Here is an 11,494-nt window from a genome sequence, read left to right as displayed (position 1 = left end):
ATATAAAACAACACTATTTGACAAAGAGCCTAATAAATCTCCTCTTACATAAAGTTATTTATGAACACTGATTTAAGCTAAGCTGCCGATATCACAATCTCATCATCCACTAAATCAGCCTTCAAGTTTTTGACATCTAAGTGGTCAAGGTAGAAATCTGTTACCTTATCACGAATTTGTCGTTCAATTACTCGCCGTAATGGCCGCGCACCCATTGCTTCATCATAGCCTTGTTCCATCAGCCAATCTTTGGCCGCTTCAGTTACCTCAAGTTTGATGGATTTTTTGGCTAAAGTTTTTTGTACATCCGCCAACATCAAATCGACAATTTGTCTTAAGTCTTCCTTAGTCAGATGTGAAAATTCCACGATTCCATTAAAACGGTTCAGAAATTCTGGGCGGAAAAATGGTGCTAACTTATCCATTAATGACTGATCTCGTTGCTTGTCACCACTTAATGCTTCATTACCAAAGCCAGCATTAGAAGTAGCAATAATAATCGTATTTTTGAAATTAATGACATTGCCTTGTCCATCCGTTAAGCGCCCATCATCCATCAATTGTAACAGTAACGTTAATACTTGTGGATCAGCCTTTTCAATTTCATCTAACAATACAATGGAATATGGATTACGCCGAACCCGTTCAGTTAGAGTATTACTATTATCATCATAGCCTACGTATCCAGCCGTGGTACCAATTAATTTCGACACAGCTGTACGATCAGCATATTCACTCATATCTAGCCGAATAATCGCATTTTCATTTCCAAACATATCTAAGGCTAATTGCTTAGCTAATTCAGTCTTTCCTACGCCCGTTGGGCCCACAAACAGAAAACTTCCAATCGGCTGATCACCCTCTGAAAAGCCCGCACGGTTACGCCGAATTGCTTTTGCTACCATTTCAACCGCTTCATCTTGACCGATTACCTTACTTTTCAGACGCTTATCAAGATTTTTCAAGCGCTCAATATCATTAGCGCCCATATCAGAAACTGGTATACCAGTTAAACGTTCAACCGATTGTGCCACATCATCAATCGTGGCAGTGATTTTTTCTTTTTGATCCGTTTCTTTAATTTTTTGCTTGGTTTCCTCGATCGACTTCTTGATATCAGCGGCTTTTGCAAAGTCCTCTGCTTTAATGGCGGCCTCCTTAGCTGCCTCTAATTTTTTAAGGCGTTGATCCAATGTCTCAACATCAGTTTGCGAATTTTTAGCCGCTAAATGAGCCGCAGTCATGTCGATCAAATCGATAGCTTTATCTGGCAAAGTGCGTTGTGGTATATATTGGATCGAATAATCCACAGCCGCCTTCAAAACATCATCTGGTAATACAACATGATGATGTTTTTCGTACAGCTCTTTAACACCTTGTAATATACGTAAAGTGTCAGCGGCCGTGGGTTCATTAATCACAACATCATTGAATCGCCGTGCCAAAGCCGCATTTTTCAAAATAGTATTGCGATATTCATCTTGAGTCGTAGCCCCGATTACACTCAGCTCGCCACGTGACAAAGCAGGTTTAATGATATCAGCCAATCCTTTGCCACCATCTTCACCACCAGTGGCACCCGTGCCGAGAATCTGATGAATTTCATCGAAGAATAGAATAATATTACCAGCTGCTTTAACTTCCTCTACCAGCTGTTTAATATTTTCTTCAAAAGAACCGCGATATTGAGTTCCCGCTTCCAAAGACGATAAATCAATCGAATAGATTTCTTTGTCTTGAATCGTTTCTGGAACTTTACCAGCCACAATTGCTTGTGCCAGACCTTCGACGACTGCAGTTTTACCTACACCGGCATCACCAACTAAGATTGCATTATTTTTCGTTCTACGACTCAAAATTTCTGCAGTGTCTTGAATCTCATTCTCACGTCCAATCACTGGATCTAGTAATCCATCACGAGCCTGTTCCGTCAAATTATTCCCTAACTTTTCTAAAATCCCTCCTTTTTTAACAGCCTGTTTACCATCTTTAGATACTTCTATTGTTTTATTATTTTGGGGTAGCTTACCAGTTGCTCGGTATTGAGCAAACTCATCCGGTGTCAACGATTGCCCATTAACTAAATACCGTGCACGCTCCGAATTTTGATTATCCATGCGCCGAAACAATTGATTGAAAACATCATCCATATCATTGTTGAAAAAAGGATCATTTCCATAGAAATTTGCCATATTAAAACACCTCCATAAAAATTTATAGATGTAACTTAGTGACCATAATATCCTCTAAAACTATAACTTAATTCTATCACAATTTAGTTGTATCGCTAAGCAAAGTGCTTACAGAATCAATTAGAAATAATTAGGATAATTTGATTCTGTTGCAAAATTTACTGATAAACTAGTTTTAAGATAAACTAGAGTCAAAAGCTAGCTTGGAGGAAAGAAGATGGATCACTTTAAAGGCAAACAATTTCAGGAAGATGTAATGATTGTCGCTGTAGGTTACTATCTTCAATATATTCTCAGTTATCGAGAAGTTCAAGAAATTCTTTATGACCATGGAATTGATGCAGATGGACTAACTTTAGATATTTGGTTACGTAAAAAACGAGATACACAATCAGCTTATGCCTTTTTAAAGCGATTAAATAAACAATTCGGAGAGCCAAAGGTTCTCCTTACAGATAAAGCCCCATCTATAGGTAGTGCGTTTAAAAAGTTACAGAAAAATGGATTCTATTTGAAAACAGAGCATCGAACAGTGAAATATCTCAATAACTTAATTGAGCAAGATCATCGTCCAATGAAACGGCGAAATAAGTTTTATCAAAGTCTTCGAACGGCTTCAGCCACGATTAAAGGCATGAAGACCATTCGAGGAATATACAAGAAAAGCCGAAAAGAAGGCACTCTCTTCGGCTTTTCAGTCTGTACTGAAATTAAAGTTTTGGTAAGTTGTAAAATGAAATGCATAAAGAAGAAATTAAAGTTTTACTAGGGATTCCATCATAATTTATTGTAAAACACGTAGTAGTATGATTTGTTTTTAAACTTTGCAACAGAACCTTGAAAATTGTTGAAAATAAGATAACTTTTGATTTTGACAAATAAAATAGACGCTGACAGGACGATTTAGAGCCATTTTAAAATGATTAGGTAGGTAATTATGTATATATATGATCTACAAATAAAAAGATTAAAACGGCTCTACAATATATAGGACTGATGACTAAAAATGATATGCTCCCCCTGAAGTAGACACTTAATAAAATAAGTCTACTTTAGGGGGAGCATATCGCAACTTTCTTTAAAGGTATTGTAGTTTTATTTTTCATTATCTAGAATATTCAATTGACCAAAGTCTGTGTAAAAGTACTTGTATGAAAGATATACGGCAATTAAAGATGTAATAGCTGAGGTTGATACCATCATGAAGTAAATCAAAATCTGGTACATTATCGCACTTAGAGGTACTGCTCCCGCTAACATCATCCCAACCATCATTCCGGGGAGGAGTACCAAACCAACTGTACGAGCAGAATCGATTGTCGGTTGCAGTGATCCTTTAATTGATTCGCGCAGAATATCGGTAGAAGCTAATTTGATGGATGCCCCTAAAGCCAAACGTTCATTTACTTCCTGTTGTGCCTTAGAAAATTCATTATTTAAATTTCGGAATGACAAACCAATAACTGACATAGCATTCCCTACCAACATACCCGTAATAGGAATAATTTGCGCTGGTACAAATTGAATGGAACCTGAAATAACTAAGACTAAAATGGAAGCAACTACCCCCACTACAATCGCGGTTAAGGAAATTTTAAAAGCATTTGGTATTTTATCCGCACGTTTGTCAGCATTATAAGCCGCATTGATAATCATAAAAATCATAATGACTGCCGTAACTATTATAGAATCTATTTGAAAAATGTAAGTTAAAACATAGCCAATAATGATTAATTGAACAACCATCCGCAACATGGCCCACAGGATATCTTTTTCCAATCCTAATTTCTCTTTATAAGAGATAGATATGGCAAATAATACCAGAACAAAAGAGAAAACGAGTGATAATGGTGATACTGTCAATTCACTTGTCATATTATGCACCCCTTTCAATACTTAATGTGTGGTCCTGAATTTTGAATATCCGGTCTGGTAACACGGCGTCATCTTGGATATGACTCACCCACATAATAGACACTTGATGTTTTTGTTTATAGGCTAACAAATTATCCCAAACCTTATGACGGTTGTCCTCATCTAGAGATGAAGTGATTTCATCTAGCAATAAGACTGCCGGTGGAAAAATTAGGTGCCGAATTAAACCAATCCGTTGCTTTTCCCCACCGGATATTTTATGAATTGATTTATCCAAATCAATATGTGCTAAACCAAATTCCGCCATATAATCTAAAATGGTTTTTTCATCAAAAGCTTTATCATGTGCTTCAAAAACCAATTCAAAATTATCACGAATTGTTCGTCCAAATAAATGAGGATTTTGTGAAACATATGAAATGGATTTGCGATAGGTTTGATAATTCACTTCTTCCAAAATTTGATCCTTATAAATTATGTCGCCACTGGTTCTCGGGATCAGCGATGAAATCAGTCGTAATAAAGTACTTTTACCGCTTCCCGAAGGCCCCTCAACCCTTATCATTTCATTCGCTTTAATTTGAAAAGAAATATCCTCTAACAGACTTTCTTCTCCAGGTTTAAAGGTCACATTTTCGAACACTACTATACTATCCAAATCCAGAAACCTCCTTTATAATATACGAATATTGTATCATATATTATAAAGTGTTTTTACTTGAAATATTTAGCTAAAGATATAAGATTTAGAGTATAGGCGGGATAAATATGAATAATGATAAATTCTTAATCGGTAATGTTGATAACGACAAGAAACCTTATGTTATAAATATAGAGAAGGAAACATTAGATAATACTAATTTTCGTACTACTCTTTGGACTGGAGAGAAATTACAATTAACTGTTATGGAAATTCCTGTTGGTGGAGATATCGGCCTGGAGGTCCATAATGAAAATGACCAATTTATCCGTATCGAACAAGGGGATGGTCTATGCCAAATGGGACCATCTGAGGATAACTTATCTTTTGAACAAAAAGTAAGCGAAGATGAAGCTGTGTTTGTACCGCTTGGTGTATGGCATAATATTACTAACAAAGGAAATGTACCCTTAAAACTTTATACAATTTATGCTAGCCCAGATCATGTTCCAGGTACAGTTCATTCAACGCAAGAAGATGCTGAAGACGATCCTAACGAATAATTTTATAATAAAGAAAAATGAAGAAGCCCCTAATTCCTAATTGAATATAGGGTTTTTTGTTAACTTTCGGCAAAATAATGGTAGATGCTTTAAAATAATAATTAAATAAGACCTGCAAAAAAGGCTTGTCAGACTCTAATCTGGCAAGCTCTTTTTCTATTCTACTGAAAACAGCAATTCATCTAAATCCATAATTTCAATTCGATTCTTGGCATGTTGTCGAATCAAATCTTGTTCTTCCAAAGCTGAGAACTTCCGGCTGATCGTTTCTGGTGTTGTGCCTAAATAGGAAGCCAAGTCCTTTCTCGTCATAGGTAAGTCAACAAAGGTATGGTTATTCTCGTCTACCACATAATCAGCCAGAAAAGCTACAATTCTCGATGCCACATTTTCAATCCCCACTTGAGTCGTTTGTTTTTCCGATACTTGCAAACGTCGAGTCACATCCGCCAAAATCCGGCGCGTTATTTCAGGATAATTGTCTAAATGATTATCCAAATCTGCCTTACGAATCATACAAACGGTCGTATCCAGGGCTGCTAATGCATAACTGTGATGTCTTTTATCCGATTGGAAAATGGCTACCTCTCCCGTAAAATCACCAGGATTTAAAATGCGAATCGTTTGCTCCCGACCGGACTCGTTCAATTGGTAGATTCGAATCCGTCCCGAAGAAATAATATAGAGCGTATCGTCTTTTTCACCGACACGAAAGAGCAATTCATTTTTTGAAACTTTCCTCGTATGCGCCGATGCCGCGATTAAATCCATTTGTTCATCGGATAAATGGTTAAAAATGGGCACTAAGCGCACACAAGTCGTATGCCCTTCTCCATGGTGATGGTGGTGAGCCATAAACCTTCCTCCTTAACTAATCTTAGTCGATATAGTCATCGTCATCTAAAGCATCTTTTCCAACAAATGCTTGTAGTTTCCAAATATTTACATCCAAACTATCTTTATAAGCAATCAACTGATCTTCCAGCGCATCATTGGCCTCTTCTTGCGCCAAACGAATGGCTTTGATGGTGAAGTCACGGTTAGACCGGAAATCTTCTACAATTTGTGCCACCATTTCTTCCGCCTCTAAATACTTATCAGCTGGACTTTCCTTAATAGTTGTATATTCTTGGAATTCAGCACTTGTCGAAGCTACCTTGTTACCATCCGCTAACAAGCGCTCTGCCAAGCGATCAAACCATTCTTCATTTTCATTATACAAGTCTTCAAAGACCGTATGCAACGAATAGAAGTGTGGTCCTTTCACATACCAATGATATTGATGTAATTTTACATGTAAGGTATGGATATTAGCAAGTATATGATCTATGACAGCTGCAGCATTAATCTTTGTATGATGAATGTGTTCTTTATATGCTTTTTCAGCAGCTAATTTTTCTTGTCTTTCATTTGCTGTTGTCATTTTATACACCTTCCTTTACTTTTGAACTAATAACTGAATATCCTAGGTTTTCAATAGCTCTTTCAATTGTACTCAAATTGACTTGTTCTTCATCAAAATCTACTTTTACCTTACTTGCATTGAACAGTACTTTTACAGAATCTTTTTCTACACCAGCTGTCTTTTTTAAACCACTTTCAATTTTTTGTAAACATGATGGACAAGTTAATGTTTCTAATTTTAATGTTGCTTTAGTCATATCTATCACTCCTTTAAATAAATTATATAAGGTATTTTTTTTAAAAAAATTGATACGGATCAATTATTTTAATTGATATCTTCTTAATCTCATTGCATTTAAAATAACGACTAAAATACTTGCCTCGTGAACTAATATACCAATTGACATAGACATCCATTCACTGAATATTAAACTAAAGAGTAATATTATCACCACACCAACAGCAATCAGAATATTTTGTCTCATATTCGCGTATGTCTCTTTAGCTAAACCTAAAGCATGGGGGAGACGATTAAAATTGGAATTCATTAGAACAATATCTGAACTTTCAATGGCTACATCTGTTCCATTTCCCATAGCTATCCCTACTTCTGCAGTAGCTAGAGAGGGGCTATCATTCACACCATCACCAATAAACGCAACAATTTCACCAGTAGACTGTCTTTCTTTTAAAAATGCTTGCTTGTCCTCAGGTAGCATATCGCCATGAGCCTCGGTTAATCCTAGTTCCTTTTTAACTAAATTAACTGTGCCTTGATTATCCCCTGATAATACAATGAGATTTTTAACACCAAGTGATTTTAATTTTTGTAGGTCTTGTTTAACACCTGCTCGAACTTGGTCACGGATTCCCATTAAAATAATTAACTTACGATCAACTGCCGTTAATACAATTGAACTACCGGCTCTTTCTAATTTATCTAATTCTTTAAGAATATCATCAGATAGTGGTATATTTTCTTGTTCCATTAAGGTTTTATTCCCTACTGTAACAATGTGTCCGTCAACGTGAGCAATTACACCCCCACCTTTTATAACCTGCGTATTATCTACAGGTCTTAGTTTATATTGCGCTAATTTATTTGTAATAGCGACAGCTAAGGGATGATCAGATTCCCTTTCAACCGAGTATAATAGAGATAAATCCTCCTCTTGATTATTTCCATAGTAAACGAATTCGCTAACTTCAGGCTTTCCTTCAGTTAAGGTACCTGTTTTATCAAATAGGATTGTATCTACATTCGCAAAATGACTAATCACTTCAGAACCTTTAAACAAAATTCCATTCTTTGCACCATTTCCTATACCCGCGACATTTGAAACAGGTACACCAATGACCAAGGCCCCTGGGCAACCAAGTACTAATACAGTAACCGCAAGTGCTGTATCTTTAGTTAGTAGCCAAACTAATAGCCCAATGATAAGGACCACAGGTGTATACCAACGAGAGAACTGGTCAATAAATCGTTCAGCTTCCGATTTAGAATCTTGTGCTTCTTCTACTAATTCAATAATTCGACCAAATGTAGAATCTTCCCCAATTCTATCAGCGACTATTTGAATAGTCCCATTATCCATAATGGTACCGGCAAATACTTTGTCACCTTTCTCTTTCTTTAGAGGTAAAGATTCGCCGGTGATATTAGCCTCATTTACATATCCTTTTCCAGTAGTTACCCTACCATCTACTGGAATCTTGGACCCAGTTTTTACTAAGAGAATATCCCCTTCCTCTACTTTATCAATATCTACTTCTTCAAATTGTCCCTCGTTCAATTGCTTAAAAGCAGTCTCTGGAGCCATTTCCGTCAACTCTTTAATAGCAGACCTTGTTTGCTTAAGTGTACGCTGTTCTAAATATGACCCAAATAAAAATAAAAAAGTAACAATAGCTGACTCTTCGTAATTTTGAATAAAGAAAGCACCAATAACGGCTATCGTTACTAAAATATCAATACTCACTACTTTTACTTTTATAGCCTGATAAGCCTGTATTGCAATTGGTATAACACCCAATATGGAAGCAATTATAAAAGCACTATTAAAGATAACCGTATTGGTAAAGATGAAATGTGCAATAAAACCTATAATAATGAATAGACCACTAATAACTGTAATATGATTTTTATGTTTCAAAATAGTCTGTTGCATATAAACCCCTCCTATACTTTAGTACAACCACAGTATATTAGTTTTTAAGAGACATAAACTTGATTACTATCAAGTTTATGTAGTAGTTCTAAATAATTAGAAATATTATACTTATTAATTTAAATTTTATTTAAAATCATTATATTGTTTTTTCACAAAGTCAGATACAATATAACTAACATAGAGTATAATATTCAAGTTAGATTGGATAGATATGGAAACATGGAGGTAATACGAATGAATATGTCATAATAGGAACTTCACATGTAGATTTCTAAGCCTTTCAAACCCTTACCAAAAGCAGTCACAATGCAGAAATTTTTGTATTCGGAACTGATTCTATCGCTTCATTCTTATCATGTGGTATTCAATTGTATGTACTCTTATTTTGCATAAACAGGGCAAGCTGATGTCAGCTTAACCACAAAAAAAGCTGACCATAATACAGTCAGCTTTAAATCCAGATTCAGGTATTTTTCCAAAATAAATCATACGATACTTGCTCAGTCTCTTTTTCAGCATATTTAGATTTAACTACAAAGTCATTACGCATATAAAATTTCATTGCCTTATCGTTTTTTTTATAAACAGACAAAGTCAATTCGTTTTTTTCTTTTCTGGCTTCGTTTAATAATTCTCTGCCTATCCCTTTGTTGCGTGACTCCTTCTTGACAAAAATACCAGCGATATAATTATTATCCAAACCCAGAAACCCTATTATTTCATCATTTTGATAATACACATAAATGTCTGATTTGGGTAACATCTGCTCAACTAAATTATAGTTACCTACCCAATAATCCCTTGAAATAAAGCTATGAGCTTCAATATTACTATGCAACCAAATATTCATAATTTGACCTAATTGATGTGTACTCATTTCAGTTAATTTTTTAATCATTTAGTAATTCCTATTTTCATTTTTTACCCTTAAATATTTCTCCTGTTTCATAATCAACATTAAATCTACCGTATTTTCTTTCTTGATATACTGCATCAAAATATAATCTAATCAAACCAGTGTGAGAACGTAAAACAGAATTAATAACTTTCATACTTGATAAACCATATTCAAAACGGTTCTGTTGCAAAATTTCCTGATAAACTAATTTTAAGATAGAATAGAGAAAAAAGATAGCTTGGAGGACAAAAGATGGATCACTTTAAAGGCAAACAATTTCAGGTAGATGTAATGATTGTCGCTGTAGGTTACTATCTTCGCTATCATCTAAGTTATCGAGAAGTTCAAGAAATTCTTTATGACCGTGGGATTAATGTCTGTCATACAACCATTTACCGTTGGGTACAGGAATACGGTAAAGTCCTGTATCAAATTTGGAAAAAGAAAAATAGACAATCTTTTTATTCGTGGAAAATGGACGAAACCTATATCAAAATCAAAGGAACGTGGCACTATTTACATCAAGCAATTAATGCAGATGGACTAACTTTAGATATTTGGTTACGTAAAAAGCGAGATACACAAGCAGCTTATGCCTTTTTAAAAAGATTAAAGAAGCAATTCGGGGAGCCAAAGGTTCTTGTAACAGATAAAGCCCCGTCTATAGGTAGTGTGGTTAAAAATTTACAAAAAACGGATTCTATACTAAAAACAGAACATAGAACGGTTAAATATCTCAATAATCTCATTGAACAAGATCATCGTCCAATCAAACGTCGCAGTAAATTTTACCAAAGTATCCGTACTGCCTCTACCACGATTATGGGCATGGAAACTATTTGAGGAATATATAAGAAAAGCCGAAAAGAAAGCAATCTCTTCGGCTTTTCAGTCTGCACTGAAATCAAAATTTTACTAGGGATTCCACCATAATTTATTGTAAAACAAGTAGTAGTATGATTTGTTTTTAAACTTTGAAACAGAACCATATTACGAATATTTTTAATAGTGATCTCTTGCCGAATAAAAATAAATCGTCTCATCTTTTACAGCATAAATTAGTCGATGTTCATCCGTTATTCTTCTTGACCATTTCCCTGACAAGTCATGTTTCAATGGTTCTGGTTTTCCAATTCCTGAAAATGGTGTACGATCAATGTCTTTGATTAATTTATTAATCTTCTTTATATTCATTTTATTTCCTTGTTCATACCAATAAATATAATCATTCCATGCATCATCTGACCAAGCTTTAATCATCCTCTTCTACCTCAAGTAATTCTCGAGTAGTGAAATTTCCTGATTCAAACTGTTTATCTCCTCTTCGAATTTTATCCATCACATAATTATTCGATAATACTCGCAAAGTCTCCTGCATAGCATCATAATCCCTTTTTGAAAGTACAACCACCGTATCTTCAATATCTTTTGAAGTGACGATCAATGTATCTGCATCTTCATTGACTTGTTTCATATAACTTTTTAGATTTTGTCGGAAATTAGAATAAGCTACTGCTTCCATTATAAATCCCTCCCATTTATTTATCTTTCTATTTATTGTACAATATATCGTACAATAAATCTATAATTTAGTATTTTTTTAATATTGATCATTTAGGGTATACCCTTTTCTTACCTCCAGTTATAGTGTCGGAACCATAACTTTAGAGGAATTTCAGGTTGCCCGCAATGACTTTTTATTTTAACCTAGGCTTCTTGCGGAGTTGTGTACTTTTGCGTTGCAATTG

12 protein-coding genes and 2 pseudogenes are annotated in these 11,494 nt (G+C 35.0%); 3 read left to right on the top strand and 11 right to left on the bottom strand.

Annotated features, from left to right (window positions below; all coding sequences use genetic code 11):
- Positions 1 to 77: 77 nt before the first annotated feature.
- Positions 78 to 2,192 carry an ATP-dependent protease ClpL gene (gene clpL, locus NE257_RS00550; RefSeq protein WP_007209095.1) on the bottom strand — a complete coding sequence of 705 codons (2,115 nt, stop codon included), beginning with the start codon at positions 2,190 to 2,192 and terminating at the stop codon, positions 78 to 80.
- Positions 2,193 to 2,409: 217 nt separating this feature from the next.
- On the opposite strand from clpL, the gene NE257_RS00545 reads away from it, so the two are divergent.
- Positions 2,410 to 2,961: a transposase gene (locus tag NE257_RS00545; protein WP_251885543.1), complete on the top strand. Its 552-nt coding sequence runs from the start codon at positions 2,410 to 2,412 to the stop codon at positions 2,959 to 2,961.
- A gap of 326 nt (positions 2,962 to 3,287) precedes the next feature.
- Here NE257_RS00545 and NE257_RS00540 read toward each other — a convergent pair whose 3' ends face one another.
- The gene (locus tag NE257_RS00540) at positions 3,288 to 4,067 is read right to left on the bottom strand and encodes an ABC transporter permease (protein WP_007209098.1); all 780 of its coding nucleotides are present in this window, start codon (positions 4,065 to 4,067) and stop codon (positions 3,288 to 3,290) included.
- A 1-nt stretch (position 4,068) separates the two neighbouring features.
- A complete protein-coding gene (locus NE257_RS00535; protein WP_052607513.1) occupies positions 4,069 to 4,725 on the bottom strand; it encodes an ABC transporter ATP-binding protein in 657 nt (218 codons plus the stop codon).
- Positions 4,726 to 4,835: 110 nt separating this feature from the next.
- On the opposite strand from NE257_RS00535, the gene NE257_RS00530 reads away from it, so the two are divergent.
- Complete coding sequence (locus tag NE257_RS00530) at positions 4,836 to 5,270, top strand: cupin domain-containing protein (RefSeq protein ID WP_007209100.1); 435 nt, start codon at positions 4,836 to 4,838, stop codon at positions 5,268 to 5,270.
- 156 nt (positions 5,271 to 5,426) lie between these two features.
- On the opposite strand, the gene NE257_RS00525 is transcribed toward NE257_RS00530, so the two are convergent.
- The 6 genes and pseudogenes from NE257_RS00525 to NE257_RS00500 all read right to left on the bottom strand — a co-directional run.
- Positions 5,427 to 6,125 carry a Crp/Fnr family transcriptional regulator gene (locus NE257_RS00525; RefSeq protein WP_007209101.1) on the bottom strand — a complete coding sequence of 233 codons (699 nt, stop codon included), beginning with the start codon at positions 6,123 to 6,125 and terminating at the stop codon, positions 5,427 to 5,429.
- A gap of 22 nt (positions 6,126 to 6,147) precedes the next feature.
- Positions 6,148 to 6,693 carry a Dps family protein gene (locus tag NE257_RS00520; RefSeq protein ID WP_251885542.1) on the bottom strand — a complete coding sequence of 182 codons (546 nt, stop codon included), beginning with the start codon at positions 6,691 to 6,693 and terminating at the stop codon, positions 6,148 to 6,150.
- A gap of 1 nt (position 6,694) precedes the next feature.
- Positions 6,695 to 6,931, bottom strand: coding sequence for a heavy-metal-associated domain-containing protein (locus NE257_RS00515; protein WP_007209103.1), 237 nt, complete (start codon positions 6,929 to 6,931; stop codon positions 6,695 to 6,697).
- A gap of 63 nt (positions 6,932 to 6,994) precedes the next feature.
- Complete coding sequence (locus NE257_RS00510) at positions 6,995 to 8,845, bottom strand: heavy metal translocating P-type ATPase (protein ID WP_251885541.1); 1,851 nt, start codon at positions 8,843 to 8,845, stop codon at positions 6,995 to 6,997.
- 466 nt (positions 8,846 to 9,311) lie between these two features.
- A complete protein-coding gene (locus NE257_RS00505; RefSeq protein ID WP_007209105.1) occupies positions 9,312 to 9,746 on the bottom strand; it encodes a GNAT family N-acetyltransferase in 435 nt (144 codons plus the stop codon).
- 16 nt (positions 9,747 to 9,762) lie between these two features.
- Positions 9,763 to 9,918: pseudogene (locus NE257_RS00500) on the bottom strand (replication protein); the annotation flags it as partial.
- 80 nt (positions 9,919 to 9,998) lie between these two features.
- Here NE257_RS00500 and NE257_RS00495 point away from each other — a divergent pair.
- Positions 9,999 to 10,679, top strand: a pseudogene (locus tag NE257_RS00495) (IS6 family transposase).
- A 69-nt stretch (positions 10,680 to 10,748) separates the two neighbouring features.
- Here the strand turns inward: NE257_RS00495 and NE257_RS00490 are convergent.
- Together NE257_RS00490 and NE257_RS00485 are read right to left on the bottom strand one after the other, a co-directional pair.
- Complete coding sequence (locus tag NE257_RS00490) at positions 10,749 to 11,006, bottom strand: Txe/YoeB family addiction module toxin (protein WP_007209108.1); 258 nt, start codon at positions 11,004 to 11,006, stop codon at positions 10,749 to 10,751.
- Positions 10,999 to 11,268 (bottom strand): type II toxin-antitoxin system Phd/YefM family antitoxin, encoded by a 270-nt coding sequence (locus NE257_RS00485; protein ID WP_007209109.1) that lies wholly within the window; start codon positions 11,266 to 11,268, stop codon positions 10,999 to 11,001. The genes NE257_RS00490 and NE257_RS00485 overlap by 8 nt, the downstream gene beginning before the upstream one ends.
- Positions 11,269 to 11,494: the final 226 nt, after the last annotated feature.

Origin of the sequence: Enterococcus italicus (assembly GCF_023743875.1) — a bacterium.
Taxonomy (GTDB): Bacteria; Bacillota; Bacilli; order Lactobacillales; family Enterococcaceae; genus Enterococcus_G; species Enterococcus_G italicus.
The sequence above is the reverse complement of the archived record's forward strand: the minus strand, read 5'-3'. Positions and strand labels throughout refer to the sequence as shown.